This is a genomic window from Acinetobacter sp. TY2 (genome assembly GCF_046269225.1).
GTDB lineage: Bacteria > Pseudomonadota > Gammaproteobacteria > Pseudomonadales > Moraxellaceae > Acinetobacter.
The window spans coordinates 103,323-122,898 of sequence record NZ_JBJZOR010000005.1; the positions used below are offsets into that span (position 1 = coordinate 103,323).

The 19,576-nt window shown below is 40.2% G+C and carries 16 protein-coding genes and 1 riboswitch; of the genes, 14 read left to right on the forward strand and 2 right to left on the reverse strand.

Annotated elements, in window-relative coordinates; genetic code table 11:
* Positions 1 to 234: 234 nt before the first annotated feature.
* The 7 genes from murG (at position 235) to lpxC (ending at position 8,389) form a co-directional block, all read left to right on the forward strand.
* A complete protein-coding gene (gene murG, locus ACK1JC_RS04620) occupies positions 235 to 1,332 on the forward strand; it encodes an undecaprenyldiphospho-muramoylpentapeptide beta-N-acetylglucosaminyltransferase (protein WP_409510690.1) in 1,098 nt (365 codons plus the stop codon).
* A 16-nt stretch (positions 1,333 to 1,348) separates the two neighbouring features.
* Entirely contained in the window at positions 1,349 to 2,797 is a 1,449-nt protein-coding gene (murC, locus tag ACK1JC_RS04625; protein WP_409510691.1) for a UDP-N-acetylmuramate--L-alanine ligase, read from the forward strand.
* A 93-nt stretch (positions 2,798 to 2,890) separates the two neighbouring features.
* The gene (locus ACK1JC_RS04630) at positions 2,891 to 3,820 is read left to right on the forward strand and encodes a D-alanine--D-alanine ligase (RefSeq protein ID WP_409510692.1); all 930 of its coding nucleotides are present in this window, start codon (positions 2,891 to 2,893) and stop codon (positions 3,818 to 3,820) included.
* A 3-nt stretch (positions 3,821 to 3,823) separates the two neighbouring features.
* Positions 3,824 to 4,678, forward strand: a complete 855-nt coding sequence (locus ACK1JC_RS04635; protein WP_409510693.1) for a cell division protein FtsQ/DivIB — start codon at positions 3,824 to 3,826, stop codon at positions 4,676 to 4,678.
* Positions 4,679 to 4,741: 63 nt separating this feature from the next.
* Positions 4,742 to 6,004, forward strand: a complete 1,263-nt coding sequence (gene ftsA / locus ACK1JC_RS04640) for a cell division protein FtsA (protein WP_409510694.1) — start codon at positions 4,742 to 4,744, stop codon at positions 6,002 to 6,004.
* 158 nt (positions 6,005 to 6,162) lie between these two features.
* Positions 6,163 to 7,362, forward strand: a complete 1,200-nt coding sequence (ftsZ, locus tag ACK1JC_RS04645; protein WP_409510695.1) for a cell division protein FtsZ — start codon at positions 6,163 to 6,165, stop codon at positions 7,360 to 7,362.
* A 124-nt stretch (positions 7,363 to 7,486) separates the two neighbouring features.
* Complete coding sequence (gene lpxC / locus ACK1JC_RS04650; protein ID WP_409510696.1) at positions 7,487 to 8,389, forward strand: UDP-3-O-acyl-N-acetylglucosamine deacetylase; 903 nt, start codon at positions 7,487 to 7,489, stop codon at positions 8,387 to 8,389.
* A gap of 98 nt (positions 8,390 to 8,487) precedes the next feature.
* Here the strand turns inward: lpxC and ACK1JC_RS04655 are convergent, their stop codons facing one another.
* Complete coding sequence (locus tag ACK1JC_RS04655) at positions 8,488 to 8,928, reverse strand: DUF721 domain-containing protein (protein WP_409510697.1); 441 nt, start codon at positions 8,926 to 8,928, stop codon at positions 8,488 to 8,490.
* A gap of 107 nt (positions 8,929 to 9,035) precedes the next feature.
* Between ACK1JC_RS04655 and ACK1JC_RS04660 the strand changes: the two genes are divergently transcribed.
* The 3 genes from ACK1JC_RS04660 to ACK1JC_RS04670 all read left to right on the forward strand — a co-directional run bounded on the left by ACK1JC_RS04660 (position 9,036) and on the right by ACK1JC_RS04670 (position 14,685).
* Complete coding sequence (locus ACK1JC_RS04660; protein ID WP_409510698.1) at positions 9,036 to 9,746, forward strand: M23 family metallopeptidase; 711 nt, start codon at positions 9,036 to 9,038, stop codon at positions 9,744 to 9,746.
* 233 nt (positions 9,747 to 9,979) lie between these two features.
* Positions 9,980 to 12,688 carry a pyruvate dehydrogenase (acetyl-transferring), homodimeric type gene (aceE, locus tag ACK1JC_RS04665; RefSeq protein ID WP_409510699.1) on the forward strand — a complete coding sequence of 903 codons (2,709 nt, stop codon included), beginning with the start codon at positions 9,980 to 9,982 and terminating at the stop codon, positions 12,686 to 12,688.
* A gap of 2 nt (positions 12,689 to 12,690) precedes the next feature.
* Entirely contained in the window at positions 12,691 to 14,685 is a 1,995-nt protein-coding gene (locus tag ACK1JC_RS04670) for a 2-oxo acid dehydrogenase subunit E2 (RefSeq protein WP_409510700.1), read from the forward strand.
* Between the two features lie 93 nt (positions 14,686 to 14,778).
* On the opposite strand, the gene ACK1JC_RS04675 is transcribed toward ACK1JC_RS04670, so the two are convergent.
* Positions 14,779 to 15,450 (reverse strand): methyltransferase type 11, encoded by a 672-nt coding sequence (locus ACK1JC_RS04675; RefSeq protein ID WP_409510701.1) that lies wholly within the window; start codon positions 15,448 to 15,450, stop codon positions 14,779 to 14,781.
* 68 nt (positions 15,451 to 15,518) lie between these two features.
* A riboswitch (yybP-ykoY riboswitch) is annotated at positions 15,519 to 15,661 on the forward strand.
* A gap of 114 nt (positions 15,662 to 15,775) precedes the next feature.
* On the opposite strand from ACK1JC_RS04675, the gene ACK1JC_RS04680 reads away from it, so the two are divergent.
* The 4 genes from ACK1JC_RS04680 to guaB all read left to right on the forward strand — a co-directional run bounded on the left by ACK1JC_RS04680 (position 15,776) and on the right by guaB (position 19,537).
* On the forward strand, positions 15,776 to 16,351 hold the full coding sequence (locus tag ACK1JC_RS04680) for a TMEM165/GDT1 family protein (RefSeq protein ID WP_409510702.1): 576 nt from the start codon (positions 15,776 to 15,778) through the stop codon (positions 16,349 to 16,351).
* Positions 16,352 to 16,520: 169 nt separating this feature from the next.
* Positions 16,521 to 17,318, forward strand: a complete 798-nt coding sequence (locus ACK1JC_RS04685) for an MBL fold metallo-hydrolase (RefSeq protein WP_409510703.1) — start codon at positions 16,521 to 16,523, stop codon at positions 17,316 to 17,318.
* Between the two features lie 138 nt (positions 17,319 to 17,456).
* Positions 17,457 to 17,822, forward strand: a complete 366-nt coding sequence (locus ACK1JC_RS04690; RefSeq protein WP_409510704.1) for a YkgJ family cysteine cluster protein — start codon at positions 17,457 to 17,459, stop codon at positions 17,820 to 17,822.
* A 248-nt stretch (positions 17,823 to 18,070) separates the two neighbouring features.
* A complete protein-coding gene (guaB, locus tag ACK1JC_RS04695; protein ID WP_409510705.1) occupies positions 18,071 to 19,537 on the forward strand; it encodes an IMP dehydrogenase in 1,467 nt (488 codons plus the stop codon).
* Positions 19,538 to 19,576: the final 39 nt, after the last annotated feature.

Here is a 19,576-nt window from a genome sequence, read left to right on the forward strand (position 1 = left end):
AGCGCTCGTGTTAGGTGCTCTGTGAATTTTTGTTGAAGTTGATGTAAAACTCACTTTCTTCAGTATTTTTGACTGATGAATGATAAAATTGGTTTAAACTCGTAAATCAGTAGAAAAAAACAATGAAGCACTGAGTGAAAAAAAGTAAATAAACTTTTCCCCGTAGTGCTTTGTGATTACAATTGTATATCTAAAATGTACGTACTTTTTATTTTTGAATTGAAGAATTAGACCGTGACCAAACCTCAGCAAAGCACACCTCGACACGTCATGATGATGGCAGCAGGAACTGGTGGACATGTATTCCCAGCCCTTGCGGTTGCAAAAGAATTGCAACAACAGGGTTGCCAAGTGTCCTGGCTTGCAACACCTACAGGGATGGAAAACCGACTTTTAAAACAACATGATATTCCTATTTATCAGATTGATATTCAGGGTGTACGTGGTAATGGTGTTATCCGTAAACTTGTAGCGCCATTTAAAATTATGAAAGCAACGCTGAGTGCGATGCGTTATATGAGACAATTAAATGTCGAAGCTGTTGCTGGTTTTGGTGGCTATGTTGCAGGACCTGGTGGCTTGGCAGCACGCTTACTTGGCATCCCAGTGATTATTCACGAACAAAATGCGGTTGCAGGGTTTACCAATACTCAATTATCTCGTATTGCAAAAACGGTATGTCAGGCATTCCCAAATACATTTGCTGAAGCGCCAAAAATTGTAACTACAGGTAATCCTGTACGTTCGGAAATTACGGCAATTTATAATCCCTCATTTCGCTATAAAGAGCGTATGAGTATAGGTGAACCTATTCACGTTTTAATTGTGGGGGGGTCGCTTGGGGCACAGGCATTAAATGAAACCGTACCTTTGGCATTGGAACAGCTCAATGTACCTTTGAAGGTTTTTCATCAATGTGGTCAAAATAAACAAGAAGCAACTCAAGCTTTGTATGCCGATATACCGCAAAGTATGCATGTGCAAGTTGAGCCATTTATTGAAGATATGGCGAAAGCTTATGCTGACGCAGATTTAATTATTTGCCGTGCAGGTGCATTGACTGTGACTGAAGTAGCAACAGCAGGTTTAGCAGCAGTTTTTGTTCCTTTGCCAAGTGCGGTGGATGATCATCAAACAGCAAATGCACGCTTTCTTGAAACAATAGGTGCAGCGAAGATTTGTCCACAAAATAGTATGACACCAGATTCGTTAAAAGATTTATTGACGCCACTGATGGATCGTCAATTGTTGATGGAAATGGCGATAAAAGCCCGTCAACACGCTCAGCCCGATGCCACACAGCGTGTGGTTGGTTTAATTCAAGATTTGTAAATTTTTAGAGTAAATTATGTCTCCACAAAGTCCGGCTGATAAAGCAAAAAATCTGATCAAAATTCCTGAAATGCGTCGTATTAAACACATTCATTTTGTGGGTATTGGCGGTGCAGGAATGTGTGGTATTGCCGAAGTGTTAAAGAATCAGGGCTATAAAGTTTCTGGCTCAGATATTAAAGCATCGAAAACTACTGCACAGCTCGAAGAGAATGGCATTAAAGTTCATATTGGTCATCATGCAGATAATATTTTGGGTGCAAATGTTTTAGTAGTATCTACTGCCATTGATCCTGAAAACTTAGAAGTAAAAGCTGCGATTGAAGCACGTACACCTGTCGTACGCCGTGCTGAAATGCTTGGTGAGCTTATGCGTTACCGTCACGGTATTGCAGTTGCAGGCACACATGGTAAAACTACCACAACAAGTCTTGTGACATGCATGCTTGCTGAAGAAAACATGGATCCAACTTATGTAATTGGTGGCTTGCTCAATCGTACAGGTGTGAATGCCGCATTGGGTGCGAGTCGTTATATAGTGGCGGAAGCGGATGAGTCAGATGCATCATTCCTACACTTAGAGCCTATGGCTGCAATTGTGACCAATATTGATGCAGATCATATGGACACTTATGGTGGTAGCTTTGATGTATTGAAAGATACATTCATTAAATTCTTACAAAAAATGCCATTTTACGGTTTAGCCGTTGTATGTGGTGATGATGCTAATATTCGTGAAATTATGCCACGCATTGGTCGTCCTGTATTGACCTATGGTTTTAACGAAGATAATGATATTCGTGCAGTTGATGTTGATCAAACGGGTATGCAATCAAGTTTCACAGTATTACGTAAAGGTCGTGAGCCTCTCCGCTTGACCATCAATATGCCAGGTTTACATAATATTTTAAATGCACTTGCAGCCATTGGTATTGCAACCGATGAAGGCGTTTCAGATGTAGCGATTGCACGTGCACTTGAAAGCTTTAGTGGAGTTGGTCGTCGTTTTCAAGTTCAAGGTGAGTATGAACTAGGTGAAGGCACGGTGAAATTGGTCGATGACTATGGTCATCATCCGAAAGAAGTAGAAGCGACGATTAAAGCAGCACGAGCAAGTCACCCTGATCGCCGTTTGGTCATGATGTTCCAACCGCATCGTTTTAGCCGTACTCGTGACTGTTTTGATGATTTCGTTGATGTATTGTCACAAGTTGATCAATTGTTATTACTAGAGGTCTATTCTGCGGGTGAAAAGCCAATAGTTGGTGCGGATAGTCGTTCACTTGCACGTAGTATTCGTCTACGCGGAGAAGTTGAACCGATATTGATTGATCCAGTCGAAGGCAATTTACAAAATGTGATACAAAAAGTGTTACAAGCGAATGACTTGTTATTAACACAAGGTGCGGGTAACGTGGGAGCAATTTCTGTAGAATTGGCACAGAACCAGCTGTATTTAAAATAATTGTATGATGGGTTGTGGATATGCATCACTCTATGCGCCATAACCGATGATTAAATTGAAATTGACTTATTTGTAAAGTTTAAGGATATAAACGTGTCAAATGCTTCTAAATTTGGAAAAGTAGCGGTATTGCTTGGTGGTAAGTCTGCTGAGCGTGAAGTTTCATTGGATAGTGGTAAAGCCGTACTCGAAGCATTGTTACGTTCAGGAGTGAATGCAGAAGGCTTTGATCCCCAGGAACGCAGTGTGACTGAATTGGTCAATTATGATCGTGCCTTCATTGTGCTGCATGGTCGTGGTGGTGAAGATGGTCAAATTCAGGGTACTTTGGAATGGATGAATATTCCATATACAGGTACTGGTGTTCAAGGTTCTGCAATTGGCATGGATAAAGTCAAAACCAAGCAAATTTGGCAAGGTTCGGATTTACCTACTGCGCCTTATCGTATTATTGGTAAAGATGCTGATTTCAATGAAGTCATTGAGAACTTAGGTTTACCGCTCATTATTAAGCCTGTGCATGAAGGCTCAAGTGTCGGTATGAGTAAGGTTGAAAAAGTAGAAGATCTTGCAGCAGCACTTGAAAAAGCAACACAGCATGATGCTATTGTGATGGCGGAAAAATGGATTACAGGTCGTGAATTTACCATTTCATTTTTAAATGGTCAGCCTTTGCCTGTGATTCGTCTGCAGCCACCAGCTGATGTTGCTTTCTATGATTATGAAGCAAAATATAACCGTAATGATGTGGAATATGGTATTCCATGTGGTTTAAGCGAAACAGAAGAAAAGCAATTACAAGAATTATGTTTACGTGCATTCCAAGCGGTTGGAGCAAGCAATTGGGGACGTATTGATGCGATGCAGGATGAGCAAGGTAATTTTTGGTTACTTGAAGTCAATACTGTACCTGGAATGACGAGCCATTCATTGGTGCCAAAAGCAGCCAATGCGGTGGGTTATAGTTTTGATGAATTGTGTGTAGCAATTCTTGAGCAAACATTAGCAGAAAAAGCACACTAATTTATGGCTCAACTTCCTGCATCTATGCGACGCAAACGTGTCGCTACGACCTCTATCCATGAGAAACCGATTACTCGCAAAGATAAAATGCTCAATGCGGGGAGTTGGATACTCATGGTGGTCGCTTGTCTTGTTTTAGCAGCAGGAGTGTTCGGGCTATATAAAGTCATTACTGATGCTCAAGTTGCAAATCTACAAGTGATTGGTACAGATTTGGAACAAGAAAATACACAGATGATGCGACACTTATCACCTGTTGTGACCGATAATTATTTTACTTCCGATTTGGAAGTGATTCGTGATCGGGCACTTGAGGTTTCATGGGTTGATCGAGTGGTGGTTTCTCGTGCATGGCCAGATGGTATTCGTGTACGTGTGATGCCACGACATGCCATTGCTCGGTGGGGAACAGGGCGTCTGTTAAGTGATGCGGGTGATGTGTATTCTGAAGCAGTGATTCGGAATCATACGCAACTGCCATTGCTTCATGGGCCACTCAGCCAATCCAAAGTAATGATGCGTCGTTATAATGAAATTAATCAGTTATTTCATCCTACAGGAATGCGCCTGAAAGAGCTTTATCTGACTGAGCGTATGACGTGGTTTATGCAGTTTGACACAGGTCTACGTATTATTGTGGATCAAGATCAAACCATGAGCAAATTGCAGCGTTTGAGCTATTTGGCACAGCATGATTTAAAGTCTGCTTGGCCAAATATTACGGCAATTGATTTGCGTTATCGAAATGGTCTTTCGATACAATGGAAAAATTCAGCTGCACCACAGATTAAAAGTGGTCAGTTTGTTGTAAGAAATAGTGACAGTAATGTTGCGAATAGAAATGTTACACAGCCATAATGTATGGCTTTATAAGAGGCGTTAAGCCAAAACATAATCAATCAAGATAAAATGGTAGACGTGATGAATGAAGCTGTTCCCTCAGTTGTGGCGATAGACATTGGGACACATAAAGTTTCAGTATTGATAGCTAAGGTACATGCCCCTGATAAAATTCAGGTTATTGGTATGGCTTCTGCACGCAATAAAGGTATGAATAAAGGCAAGATTGTGAGCCTAGATAAAGTCACAGCAGCCATTAAAAATGCAGTGCAGGAAGCAGAAGATATAGCGGAATGTCGTGTTCATTCTGCATGGATTTCAATTCCAAGTACCGAATTACAAAGTCATTATGCAGTTGGACGTACACCTATTGCCAATCCTGAACATACCATTACTACGACAGAAATGGTTCGTGCACTTGAGCTTGCGAAAGCTAGCCATATGACAGCTGACTATTATCTTGCAAGTGCAGTACCCATGGGGTTTGAACTCGATGGTGAGGGTGAGTGGGTACAAAATCCTCTTAATTTATCTGCACATAGCTTAACAGGGCATTATCAGTTGATGATGCTACCCATTAGTACCATGCAAAACTTGGATCGCGCGATTAAAGGAGCGAACATTTTTGTTGAAAAAATGGTGGTGTCTTGTTTAGCTACTGCTGAAAGTAGTTTACTCAAAGATGAAAAAGAATATGGCGTATGTTTGCTTGATATTGGTGCAGGAACAACCAATATTGCGGTGTATATTGAAGGTCAATTGGCACTTGCACATACCATACAGCGTGGCGGTGAAAATGTAACACGTGATATTGCAACTGTTTTACAGACCACGACAGAAGAAGCAGAACGTCTAAAATTATTGCATGGATGTGTTGATTTACAACAAGTAAAACCAGAACACATGATTCAATTTGAAGCAATTGATGGACCGCAATCAATTAGTCGTATTGAGCTTTCAGATATTATCATTGCGCGTTATGAAGAAATTTTACACACAGTCCGTACAGAACTTGAAAATAAAGGTGCATTACAGAGTCTGTATCATGGTGTAGTATTGGCAGGTGATGCAAGTCAGATTGAGGGTATGGTGACGTTGACACGTCATATACTCGGTGTTTCAGCGCATTTGGGTAATTCACCTTTAGAAGTATTTGCTGAAGATCAGCATTTATCGGTACTGCGCCGTTCGATGTACACGACTGCAACAGGTTTACTCATGTTTAGTCAGGGTGATTTGCAGGAAGCAATTGAAGAGCCTGACACTTCTGGGAAACGTCCATTTTTTGAACGAGTCGCAAATGGATGGTCAACGTTCAATGATAAATTGAAAAGTTTTTTTTAGTTTTTGGGGAATATTGTTAGGAAGTTGTAAGTATGTCGCTCTGTACTTGACAAGCTCAAACAGGCACAGCATTCTAAAAACAATTTTTTATTATTGAAGATCAAGGCAGTATACGGGCTTCAAAGTGGCTGCCGAATTTATTAGGAATCCTGAAGGTCATGGCCTCATTTGAATTATTAGACGACGAACAAACCGATGGTAACGGTCAAGCCCGTTTTACTGTATTTGGTGTAGGTGGTGGTGGTGGTAATGCCGTTCAGCACATGGTGCAATCGGATATTAAAGGTGTAAAATTTGTTTGTGCAAATACAGACAAACAGGCACTTGATCGTATGAACGCACCTTTTAAAATTCAGTTAGGTGAGCAAGGTACACGTGGTCTTGGTGCAGGTGCCAATCCTGATGTAGGTCAAATGGCTGCAGAAGAAAGTCGTGAACAAATCCGTCAGCACTTAGAAGGTGCGGATATGGTATTTGTAACAGCAGGAATGGGTGGTGGTACGGGTACTGGTGCTGCACCTGTTGTTGCTGAAATTGCCAAAGAAATGGGTATTTTGACTGTAGGTGTTGTAACGACACCATTTAACTTCGAAGGTCGTCGTCGTCAACGTTCCGCTGAAAAAGGCATTGATGAACTTGAACAGCATGTTGATTCTTTGATTATCATTCCAAATCAACGCTTACTAAGCGTTTATGGTGATATTTCAATGCAAGATGCTTACCGTAAAGCAGATGATGTTCTGTTAAATGCAGTACGTAGTATCTTCGATCTTGTTGTTCGTCCTGGTCATATTAACCTTGACTTCGCCGATTTGAAAACAGCGATGAGTACTCGTGGTTATGCGATGATGGGTGAAGGGAAGAGTAGTGGTAGTGAGCGTGCTGAAGAAGCTGCTCGCCTCGCAATTCGCAGTCCATTACTTGATAATGTTAATATTATGAATGCCAAAGGTGTTTTAATTAATATTACAGGTGGTGCTGATATTACCCTTCGTGAAACAGAAGTGATTACTGATGTTGTCAATCAAATCGTCGATTTAGATGATGGCGAAGTTTTCTTTGGTACTGTATTTGATCCTGATGCACGTGATGAAATTCGTGTAACAGTGATTGCAACAGGTCTTACACGTAATGCTAATGATGCGCCTGAAACACGCCGTAAAGTTGTCACTTCAAGCGCTTCTCAAAATTATGCGCAGCAAGCATCTACACAGCAATCAGCAGTAGATGAAGATGATCAACCAGCTATTCATAACCGTTCGAACAAAGAAGATTCATCTGCGCCTACATCAAGTGCAGCACCGCGTTCAACGCCAATGAGTATTCAGGATTATCTGAAAAATCAGCAACGTAAGTAATGCTTGAAATATGGTTTTAATGCTGTATATGAAAAAGGTAATGAGAATTCATTACCTTTTTTGATTTTTATCAATGGCTAAATGTGCTAACGTATAGCTGATTGAGGTTGAAGACCATTGAAGTATGTTGAAACAACGAACCCTGAAACGTGTCGTGAAAGCGAGCGGCATTGGACTGCATAGCGGGCAAAAAGTCTTAATTAACTTTTTACCTCATGTTGCGGATGGGGGAATTGTTTTTCGTCGAATTGATTTGAATCCACCTGTCGATATTCCTGCGGATGCAATGCTGATCCAAGAAGCATTTATGTGTTCTAATTTGGTTCAAGACAATGCCAAAGTGGGAACAATTGAACATGTCATGAGTGCTATTGCTGGACTTGGCATTGATAATTTGATTGTTGAGGTGTCGGCATCTGAGGTTCCAATTATGGATGGTAGTGCAGGTCCATTTATTTACTTGCTTATGCAAGGTGAATTGGTTGAGCTAGATGCACCTAAAAAATTCATTCGTATTTTAAAACCTGTCAAAGCATTACTTGATGATAAAAAGGCTATTTTTAGTCCACATGATGGCTTTCAAATCAACTTTACAATTGATTTTGATCATCCTGCATTTGCCAAAGAATACCAATCTGCAACTATTGATTTTTCAACAGAAACATTTGTTTATGAAGTGAGTGGTGCAAGAACTTTTGGGTTCATGAAAGATTTAGATTATCTCAAAGCGAATAATTTGGCTTTGGGGGCAAGTTTAGATAATGCAGTAGGCTTAGATGACAATGGTGTCGTCAATGAAGAGGGTTTACGCTTCGCTGATGAGTTTGTACGCCATAAAATTTTGGATGCGGTAGGTGATTTATATTTGCTTGGGCACCAAGTTATTGCCCGTTTTGATGGTTATAAGTCAGGTCATGCACTCAATAACCAACTTTTACGCAATGTTAAAAGTGATCCAGATAGCTATGAAATTGTAACATTTGATAACGGGGAATTTTGCCCGATTCAATTTGTCAGTGTGACATAAGTCATTGTCTTTATATGTTAATGTTATAATATATCATGTTTTAATGTGATTTGATTCACATAATAAGATGTACTAAAAAATAATAATAGGAACTTTGTTTACTTTTTATTGCTTGCCAAACGCAGTAGAGCTTGGCTAAGCTTAGGGTCGCACACAAAACTAGCGGCATTATGTAACATTTCGCGTGTTTCTGGACTAATTTGTTTGTCAGTTTTAATAGGTTTCTGTTCTGGTTGTGACCGTGGTCTTAATCGAACTTGAAGTTTATTTAAATCTTTCAGACCATCAAGTTGTGCCAAATGAGAAATATACTGTTTTTGAAGATAACCGAGCTGACTAATCATGGCTTGATTTTCTCCGGTTAGGGTCAATATACCGTATTGATAACAGACAATCTGCCATTGTTCCGGTTGGGGCAAAAGCGGTTGAATTAATTTAGTAAGTTTTTGCCATTCGGCGACTTGCTTTGTAAGAAACGACAAGTTTCCTGTTTTTATGTGCTGTCTTGTTTGTTGGAAGACATTTTTTGGTTCAGACATACATCGTTCCTACATGATTATGTTTTAGTCTTAAAATTTCATTCTAGTGAATATCAAGGAAGAGATCACACAAGAAGCTTAATTAAGGACAGTTTAAGAGGTTTTTTATGCATTCGCGACGTATTTTATTAGCATTTTCGTTGGCAGCTTCTGCTGCATCTGTTGCTTTTGCTGACATGGTTCAGCTAGATGCAGCAAGTGGTACAAATCAAGACCGCCTAGGTGAGCTTACAAGAACATTATCTCAAGGTTCATTTACTCACCCTGATGATATGGATATTCCTGCAAATACTAAACTTGATGTGACCATTCGTGCTTCATCTGAAAAAGTCATTGAATTGAACAACGACTCTATTGCTAAAAAATATGGTTCAGCTGCATCAGTTTCTACTCCACGTTATAGTGGTAGTTCATCGCCATATTCATGGTTGGTGACACATCCTTTACCTGATTTAAAGCGTGTTAGCTCAAATTATGGTGGTCGTACCATGGGTGGTCGTGCTGAAAACCATTCAGGTTTAGATATGTCTGCGCCAAGTGGTACGCCAATTTATGCGACAGGTCCTGGTATTGTGACTAAGTCAGGTTGGGGTACAGGTTATGGTCAATATGTTGAAATTAATCATGGTAATGGTTACCTCACTCGTTATGCACATGCATCACGTCTGATTGCTCGTGTTGGTGATCAAGTGAAAGCAGGTGAGCAAATTGCCAATGTAGGTTGTACTGGTCGTTGTACTGGTCCTCATTTACATTATGAAGTAGTGAAAGATGGTCAACGCAAAAATCCATCAACTTATTTAGCAATGTTGCCATAATTGCGTTGTAAGGGAATATGGTTGTTTTAATAACAAACAGTTAAGTATCATCAAAATTGTATAAAAACCGCCAAAATTGGCGGTTTTTTGTTATTTTGCGTAAATAAAAGTCATTAAGTATTTAGTTCCTAAATAGTGGTGCTACTTCACATTCATCTGTAACGATAACTTGATTGGTGATAATCATGGTACATATAGAACATGGTTATTTAAGAAAAAGGAACAGGTGAATTATGGCGTACTATGCTGATACAGACGCTCAAGAGACACAGGAATGGCAAGAAGCCTTTGATTCAGTTTTGAAGCATATGGGTACAGATCGTGCCGCTTTTTTATTAGAAAAATTATATCAACAAGCGATCGCGAAGCATGTTCCTATTCAGCGACTGAATACTCCTTATCTCAATACGATTTCTGTTGAAGAGTCTCCTGCAATGCCGGGTGATCAAGACATGGAACGTCGTATTCGTGCATTGATTCGTTGGAATGCCTTGGCAATGGTTCTTCGTGCCAATAAAACAGGTGATGATTTAGGTGGTCACTTGGCAAGCTTTGCATCTTCAGCAACGTTATATGATGTTGGTTTTAACCACTTCTTCCGTGCCAATAGCGATAGCTTTGGCGGTGACATGATTTATTATCAAGGTCACTGTGCGCCAGGTATTTACGCACGTTCTTATCTTGAAGGACGTTTGACTGAAGATCAGCTCAACAACTTCCGCCGTGAAGTGAATGGTAATGGACTATCAAGCTATCCGCATCCGTATTTGATGCCTGATTATTGGCAGTTCCCAACGGTATCGATGGGTTTGGGTCCAATCATGTCGATTTATCAAGCGCATATTCAAAAGTACTTGATGAATCGTAGTTTGATTAAAGAAGAAGACCGTAAAGTATGGGCTTATCTAGGCGATGGTGAAATGGATGAGCCTGAAAGCTTAGGTGCTATTTCACTTGCTGGTCGTGAAAAATTAGACAACCTGATTTGGGTTGTAAACTGTAACTTACAACGACTTGATGGTCCTGTACGTGGTAACGGTAAAATCATTCAAGAGCTTGAGTCAATTTTCCGTGGCGCAGGCTGGCGCGTGATTAAAGTAGTTTGGGGTCGTCATTGGGACTCACTACTTGATAAAGACACTTCAGGTGCATTAAAAGCACGTATGGAAGAAGCCGTTGATGGTGATTATCAGCGTTATCAAGTGAAGGGTGGCGCGTATACTCGTGAAAAATTCTTCGGTAAATATCCTGAAGCAGAAGAATTGGTTAAAGGTTTAAGCGATGAAGACATCGACAACTTAAACCGTGGTGGTCACGATCCGTATAAAGTCTATGCAGCCTATGCCGCAGCAATGACCAGTAATGGTCAACCCACTGTAATCTTAGCGAAAACAGTGAAAGGTTATGGTTTGTCTGATGAAATTGAAGCGGTGAATAAAACGCATCAAATCAAAAAAATGCAGATTGACTCTTTAAGATATGTACGTGATCGTTTCAATTTGCCATTTAGCGATGAGCAATTGGAAGAAGTGCCACTTTATCGTCCAAGTGAAAATTCTCCTGAATTGAAATATTTGAAAGCACGCCGTGAAAGTTTAGGTGGCTATTTACCTGCACGTCGTAAAGATAGTGAAGCACTGCCAATTCCTGAACTGTCAATTTTTGATGGTGTGTTGAAAGGCAGTGGCGATAAAGAGCAATCAACGACGATGGTGATGGTGCGTTTAATCGCGACATTACTGAAAGATAAAGCCATTAAAGATCGTGTTGTACCAATTGTTCCAGATGAAGCGCGTACTTTTGGTTTAGAAGGTATGTTCCGTCAGTTGGGTATTTATGCCGCACATGGTCAAAAATATACACCTGAAGACCAAGAACAGCTAATGAATTATCGTGAAGCTAAAGACGGTCACATGCTCAATGAAGGCATTAACGAAGCAGGTGCGATGAGTGCTTGGACTGCATTAGGTACAAGTTACTCAACCAATAATTTGCCAATGATTCCAATGTACATGTACTACTCAATGTTTGGTTTCCAACGTATTGGTGATTTGGCATGGGCGGCAGGAGATTCTCAAGCACAAGGTTTCTTGTTAGGTGCAACAGCAGGTCGTACTACACTAAACGGTGAAGGTTTACAGCATCAAGATGGTCATTCTCACATCTTGGCAAATACTATTCCAAACTGTGTGGCTTATGATCCTTGTTTTGGCTATGAACTAGCAGTAATCGTGCATGATGGCTTGAAGCGCATGTATGTTGATCAAGAGCGTGTGTTCTATTACTTGACCGTAATGAACGAAAACTACGAACATCCTGAAATGCCACAAGGTGCGGAAGAAGGCATTAAACGTGGTATGTATCAGTTTGAAAAAGATGAAAAAGCCACTGTTCAGTTACTTGGTTCAGGCGTGATCTTACGTGAAGTGATCAAAGCTGCGAAAATTTTACGTGATGAATATCAAATCCATTCTAATGTTTGGAGCGTAACAAGCTTCAATGAATTGGCTCGTGAAGGTATGGCTGTTGAAGAATACAACCGCTTACATCCACTTGAAGATGGCAAAGAAGCATGGGTATCTCAGCAATTACGTGGTACAGATGGCATTGTAGTTTCTGCAACAGACCATGTACGTGCATATAGCGAACAAATCCGTGCCTATCTACCAGATAGCCGTCCATTCGTAGCATTAGGTACAGATGGTTATGGTCGTTCAGATACACGTGGCACGCTGCGTAGTTACTTTGGTGTCGATGCTGCACATATTGTTGTCGCAACATTGAAAAAATTGGCGGATGAAGGCGAAGTAGATGCACGTTTGGTGAAAGATGCAATTTCATCATTTGAATTGGATGTTGATCGTCCAGTGGCATGGTTACCACAAGCGCATCCAACGACTCAAGATGTTGCGCCTTATGCTGAACCAACTGAGGAGAAATAATGATGCAAATTAAGACTCCTGACATTGGTGTCGATAAAGCCACCGTTGCAGAAATTATGGTTAAAGTGGGCGATACCATTGCTGTCGATGACAGTATTGTGTTGCTTGAATCGGACAAAGCCTCTGTTGAAGTGCCTAGCACTTCGGCAGGTGTAGTGAAAAGTATTTCGGTTGCTGAAGGTGATTCAGTTTCAGAAGGTGCTGTCTTGATTGAAGTTGAATCAGCAGATTCAGTTCAAACTAAAGAAGCGCCTGCGCCAACAGAAGCTCAAAAAGTTGAAGCTGTACAAGCCGCGCCTGTTGCCCAAGCCAATACAGCACCAAGTCAATCAACTGAAACATCAGCACAAACAAAAGCACAAACTGTCGAAGTGAAAGTGCCTGATATTGGTGTTGAAAAAGCATTGGTTGGCGAGATTCTTGTTCAAGTTGGCGATAGCATTGCTGTAGATGACAGTATTGTTGTGGTTGAATCTGATAAAGCAACGGTTGAAGTGCCAAGCACAGTTGCAGGCATCGTTGAATCAGTGATTGTTAAAGAAGGTGATTCAGTCAAAGAAGGCGTTGTCCTGATTACTGTGAAAACGGAAGTGGTGGAAGCAGTTGTTTCTGAGTCTGTAAGTTCAGTCACACCGTCAGAAGCGGTTCAACCTATTGCTGAGAAAACAGCAGTTGTGGCGACCACGACTCAAGCAGGTCCTATTGAAGTGGTTGTACCTGATTTAGGTGTTGATAAAGCAACAATTTCAGAAATTTTAGTCAGCGTGGGTGACACAGTCGAAAAAGACCAAAGTCTATGTGTTGCTGAATCTGACAAAGCGTCGGTTGAAGTTCCAAGTACAGTTGCTGGTGTTGTAAAAGCTATTCATGTCGAGTTAAACCAAGCGGTGAAACAAGGCATGGCTTTGGTAACAATTGAAGCACAAACAAGTGAAGTTAAAGCACCACAAGTGCAGACTACACAAGCATCGCAAGTAACTGCACCTGCGAAACCTGTAGCACCTCAAGCGCAAACTGTGAAAGCGAATGCGCAAGTTGCACCTGTAGCGAATGGCGATAAATTGAGTTCTGCTCAACAGGCTGAAAATGCCAAAGTCTATGCGGGTCCTGCGGTACGTAAACTTGCACGTGAATTAGGTGTGGTTCTGTCACAAGTACAAGCATCGGGTGTACATGATCGTGTCGTGAAAGATGATGTTTTTGCTTATGTAAAAACCAAATTGACTGCGCCACAAGTTGCTCCACAAGCGACTGCACCTGCTGTTGCATCAGGTTTACCATCATTACCAGACTTTAGCTCATTTGGTGGTGGTGAAGTCGCACCAATGACACGTTTACAGCAAGTGTCTGTACCACAATTGTCATTGAATAACTTCATTCCACAAGTGACTCAGTTTGATCATGCGGATATTACTGAACTTGAAGCATGGCGTGGCGAGCTGAAAGATGGCTTTAAAAAGCAAGGTGTAAGCCTGACTATTTTGGCATTTATTGCGAAAGCTGTGGCATTCTTGTTGAAAGAAGAGCCTTATTTTGCAGGGCATCTGGCTGATGATCAAAAAGGCGTACTGTTGCGTAACGAAATCCATATGGGTATTGCAGTGGCGACGCCTGATGGTTTGACTGTGCCTGTACTGCGTAACCCTGATCAAAAGTCGATTAAGCAAATTGCAATTGAGTTAGGTCAGTTGAGTCAAAAAGCGCGTGATAAGAAATTATCACCAAAAGATTTGCAAGGTGCGAATTTTACCATTACGAGCCTTGGCTCAATTGGTGGTACTGCATTTACACCGCTTGTGAATTGGCCTCAAGTTGCGATTTTAGGGATTTCACCTGCAACTATGCAACCTGTTTGGAATGGTAAAGATTTTGATCCACGCTTGATGTTACCGTTGTCATTGTCTTATGACCATCGTGTAATTAATGGTGCAGATGCAGCTCGCTTTACCAATAAACTCAGCAAGCTTTTGGCTGATATTCGTAATATTTTGCTGTAAATAGTGTTTTAATCTTGTTAAAAATCTCGTTTCGGCGAGATTTTTTTAACTTAGATTATTTAAAGACAACAAATGCCTAGCATTTTCTATATATCAAATAAAGTCAGCCAAGTTCTTACTCTTATCATAAAGTTCTAGAGCTGAGTCAGGATTAAGGTTCCAAATTTTTGGCATATCAATATTGGGAAAGGCTACATTCCATTGTATTTTTTTTAGTTGTTCAAATCGTTTGAAATCTTTTAAGAATATATTCCAAAATTTTTGATAATGTTCAATTGATGTAAGGTCTGCTTTGTTATAACCATGCGTTGTATTATTGGTTGCTTTAAAATCAAAACCAATCAATATGATATGTTGTGGCTTAAATAAGTGAGCAAGCACTAAGGCTTGCAAGCCACAATTATTCCCTGTAATCATGGTGGGTAATGTAAACAATTCATGATGGTTCTCGTAGTGACTTGTAGATAAACGTGTCACATTTGAAGGGTAGCTAAGGGTACTGCCTAAACCACAGCCAGTAATGAGATCACCTTTAAATTGCTGTTCTAGTTTTATTTGGTATTGTTGCCACCAGTTGTAATCGCTGTGATGTGCAATCCGAGCATTTGGAAAGAGTTGAAATGCTTGATTACAACAAATAATGAAATGATCTGAATGTTGTAAAGATAAAAGGTCGATTTTCTTTAAAGATGGTCCGCCACCAATGATGAAAATTAATTTAGGTTTCTGATATTGTTGTAAATAGTATCTGAAATTATCACTCATAGCTGATGTCTTAATATTTTTATTTATTTAAAATTAGTGTGCAATTATCTTGGAATATTGTAAACTAATTAAACTTCATTGGGGAGTAGCCGCTATTTACGTTCTGTAAATAGGTGATGGTCAACATAATTGCTCAACAGAGCATGGTCATCATAGCAAAGAACCAATTTGACTCAATATTTGTAAATTCAAATATTTAGTTTCTTTTGTTGGCAAGACCTTTGATTTATCACTCTGCATTTCATGCAGTGCTTTTTGCACACATGATACTTGGCTAGCAGGAGGGATAAGTCATCGGTATATATTTGCTAGCCAGAGAATCCTTATGCAAGAACTCCTTTCTTCAACTGTGATTGTTGCCCTCGCTGAAATGGGTGATAAAACACAGCTTCTCGCTTTACTCCTTGCTGCACGTTTTCGTAAACCTGTTCCGATTATTGCTGCCATTCTAATCGCAACTTTAATTAATCATGGTCTTTCTGCTGTTCTTGGTCAGTGGATTACGCAATTATTCAACCCTGATATTTTAGTATGGGTACTTGCTGTTGGTTTTATTGCTATGGCAGGTTGGATGCTCATTCCCGATGAGTTAGATGATGAAACCGACAGTATTAATAAATGGCAAAAATTCGGTGTTTTTGGTGCTACATTCATTTTATTTTTTCTCGCAGAAATTGGTGATAAAACTCAAATAGCCACCGTTGCATTGGCTGCTAAATATGACAGCATTATTCTCGTTACCATAGGTACAACCTTGGGTATGCTGATTGCAAACGTGCCTGCGGTCTTTGTTGGTGACAAGTTTGCAAGCCGTCTACCAATTTCACTGATTCATAAAATAGGTGCAGCCATTTTCTTAGTGATTGGTGTAAGTGTTTTAGTGCAACATTATTATTTTTAAATTCATTCGCCTTGTTACTAATCCCGTCAATTGGCGGGATTTGTTTTTGAGTATTCATGTAATTATTATCAAAATATTATTGTATATTTGTTGTAACTTTAAAGAAATCCTTATATGTTGTATGGAATAAATAAATTTTTAATTTTTAAAATATTTCGGGGTTTCTTTAATGTCATTGGATCGTACTACATCGCAGGTATTGTTTGATAATGGAGTGCATAAGTGCATTAGTTTTACCAGTCTTGTGAAAGGCGAAGGTGTTCAAGCAAATCAATTTTTAATTGTCAATAATGACCGTGCAGCAGTGATCGATCCAGGTGGTGATTTGACTTATGTGCCGTTGACGATGGAACTCAATAAATACACTCGTTTGGCAAATTTAGATTATGTGATTGCATCGCATCAAGACCCCGATATTATTACTTCTATGCCACGTTGGTTGGTATATACCGATGCCAAAGTCGTAGCATCGAAATTGTGGGCACGTTTTTTACCGCATTTGAACTCAGCATTTATGAGTGATCGAATGAAAGGTGGTTGGTTGGAGCGTTTGATTGAACTACCAGACCAAGGTGATTCTATTTATTTAGGCAAAACACGTATTATTGCTGTGCCTGCGCATTTTTTGCATTCGGTTGGTAATTTTCAATTTTATGATCCAATTTCGAAAATTTTATTTTCAGGCGATATGGGTGCTTCAATGGTGGCGGATGCTTCGACGCCAATTACGGATTTCGTTACGCATATTCCTAAAATGAAGGGTTTTCATCAGCGTTATATGTGTACCAATCGTGTGATCCGTCTTTGGGTCAATATGGTACGTGGTATGGATATTGAAATGATCGTACCGCAGCACGGCACACCATTTGTAGGTAAAGCACAGATAACTGAGTTTTTAGATTGGATTGAAAATTTACAATGTGGTGTCGATTTGATGGATCAAACAGTTTTTACTTGTCCGCAATAAAATAAACATCTACGTTCAAAAAAAAATATTGAGTTTATACGCATTTTTTTTTACGATTTACGTTGCCAAAATCCACTTTAAACCTCTTTCATTGTATTTGATGAAGGAGGTTTTTTTGACTACGAGAATTTTAAAAAAATGTTGTCACAAATGATTGCACAGGATGCGTGTTTAACTTGCGGGGCGTGTTGCGCCTTCTTCAGAGTTTCATTTTATTGGGCAGAAGGGGAAGGTATGCCAGAAGAGGCTGTTGAAGCAATAACGCCTGTATATTCGTGTATGAAAGGAACCAATCAAAAAAATCCACGTTGTATTATGTTGTCAGGTGAAATTGGTCAGCAGGTTAGTTGTACCATGTACGCACAACGCAGTTCTTCATGTAAGGACGTACAAGCGGGCGATGAGCAGTGTCATAAAGCACGGGCAGGATATGGATTAATTCCATTGATTGAGATTGAACCTGCATATCCAAGTAATGACGAAGACTATGACCAAGTGGTTTAAACTGTATTGAATGGTCTGAGAATAAAGATTAGATAATTTAAGTTAGATTTAAAGTCGATTGTTCAGATAAAAATGTATACAGGTCTGATGTTGAGTTGAATATTTGACTTCGGATGATAGCAATAGCTAGTTGAAATTACATTGAATTTATAAATACTCAACAAAGACTTTAAATCGGACTAATAAAAAATGAAATTTAAACTGAAATTTGTATATAATAGCTCACGGAAATTACCAGCGAGACTGTTATGTTGACCATCGTTCAAGAAGCCCTAACCTTTGATGATGTCTTATTACTCCCTGCCTATTCTACTGTCCTCCCAAAAGATGTCTCCCTAAAGACACGCCTGACTCGTGGCATCAATTTGAATATCCCTTTAGTTTCAGCAGCAATGGATACTGTGACAGAGTCACGTATGGCAATTGCGATGGCGCAAAACGGCGGTATTGGTATTCTTCATAAAAACATGGATATTTCTGCTCAGGCAGCAGAAGTTCGCCGTGTGAAAAAATTCGAAGCAGGAATGGTGAAAGATCCAATTACTGTGACGCCTGAAACAACGGTACGCGAGTTGATTTCGATTACTCAATCGAACAACATCAGTGGTGTACCTGTTGTTAAAGATGGCAAAGTAGTTGGTATTGTGACAGGACGTGATACACGTTTTGAAACCAATCTTGAACAGCCAGTAAGCAACATCATGACAGGTCAAGACCGTTTGGTCACTGTACGTGAAAATGCTTCAAAAGAACATATCCAAGCATTATTGCAACAGCACCGTATTGAAAAAGTATTGGTGGTGGGTGAAAACAACGAATTAAAAGGCTTAATTACTGTTACTGACTTTAATAAAGCTGAGCTTTATCCAAACAGCTGTAAAGATGATTTAGGTCGCTTACGTGTAGGTGCAGCAGTCGGTACAGGTGCTGAAACACCTAGTCGTGTTGAAGCGCTTGTTGATGCTGGTGTCGATGCGATTGTTGTTGATACAGCGCATGGTCATTCTGCTGGTGTGATTGAGCGTGTACGTTGGGTTAAAGCTAACTATCCACAAGTACAAGTCATTGGTGGGAACATCGCAACGGGTGATGCTGCATTGGCATTACTTGATGCTGGTGCAGATGCTGTTAAAGTCGGAATTGGCCCAGGTTCAATCTGTACGACACGTATTGTGGCTGGTATTGGTATGCCACAAATCTCTGCAATTGATGCTGTTGCAAATGCATTGAAAGATCAAATTCCATTGATTGCAGATGGCGGTATTCGCTTCTCTGGTGATATGGCGAAAGCAATTGGTGCAGGTGCAAGTACCATCATGGTGGGTTCACTCATGGCGGGTACTGAAGAAGCTCCAGGCGAAGTTGAATTTTTCCAAGGTCGTTACTACAAAGCATACCGTGGTATGGGTTCATTGGGCGCAATGGCGGGTGCAACAGGTTCTGCTGACCGTTATTTCCAAGACTCTAAAGCAGGTGCTGAGAAATTGGTTCCTGAAGGTATTGAAGGTCGTGTGCCTTATAAAGGTCCAATGGGTAACATCGTTCATCAAATGATGGGTGGTTTACGTTCATCTATGGGTTATACAGGCTCTGCGATTATTGAAGACCTTCGTCAAAATGCTAAGTTTGTGAAAATCACATCAGCAGGGATGTCTGAATCTCACGTACATGATGTAACGATTACTAAAGAAGCACCAAACTATCGTGTAGGTTAATCTTTCGTATCGTTTTGATTGAAAAAAGCCGTCATGTTA

Bases quoted from the DNA above. Each gene is read 5' to 3' on its own strand.
- ACK1JC_RS04660 (WP_409510698.1), top strand. From the start codon at position 9,036: ATGCATTCGCGACGTATTTTATTAGCATTTTCGTTGGCAGCTTCTGCT.
- ACK1JC_RS04675 (WP_409510701.1), bottom strand. From the start codon at position 15,450: ATGAGTGATAATTTCAGATACTATTTACAACAATATCAGAAACCTAAA.
- aceE (WP_409510699.1), top strand. From the start codon at position 9,980: ATGGCGTACTATGCTGATACAGACGCTCAAGAGACACAGGAATGGCAA.
- ftsA (WP_409510694.1), top strand. From the start codon at position 4,742: ATGAATGAAGCTGTTCCCTCAGTTGTGGCGATAGACATTGGGACACAT.
- ftsZ (WP_409510695.1), top strand. From the start codon at position 6,163: ATGGCCTCATTTGAATTATTAGACGACGAACAAACCGATGGTAACGGT.
- lpxC (WP_409510696.1), top strand. From the start codon at position 7,487: ATGTTGAAACAACGAACCCTGAAACGTGTCGTGAAAGCGAGCGGCATT.
- ACK1JC_RS04685 (WP_409510703.1), top strand. From the start codon at position 16,521: ATGTCATTGGATCGTACTACATCGCAGGTATTGTTTGATAATGGAGTG.
- ACK1JC_RS04635 (WP_409510693.1), top strand. From the start codon at position 3,824: ATGGCTCAACTTCCTGCATCTATGCGACGCAAACGTGTCGCTACGACC.
- ACK1JC_RS04680 (WP_409510702.1), top strand. From the start codon at position 15,776: ATGCAAGAACTCCTTTCTTCAACTGTGATTGTTGCCCTCGCTGAAATG.
- ACK1JC_RS04690 (WP_409510704.1), top strand. From the start codon at position 17,457: ATGTTGTCACAAATGATTGCACAGGATGCGTGTTTAACTTGCGGGGCG.
- guaB (WP_409510705.1), top strand. From the start codon at position 18,071: ATGTTGACCATCGTTCAAGAAGCCCTAACCTTTGATGATGTCTTATTA.
- ACK1JC_RS04655 (WP_409510697.1), bottom strand. From the start codon at position 8,928: ATGTCTGAACCAAAAAATGTCTTCCAACAAACAAGACAGCACATAAAA.
- ACK1JC_RS04670 (WP_409510700.1), top strand. From the start codon at position 12,691: ATGCAAATTAAGACTCCTGACATTGGTGTCGATAAAGCCACCGTTGCA.
- murC (WP_409510691.1), top strand. From the start codon at position 1,349: ATGTCTCCACAAAGTCCGGCTGATAAAGCAAAAAATCTGATCAAAATT.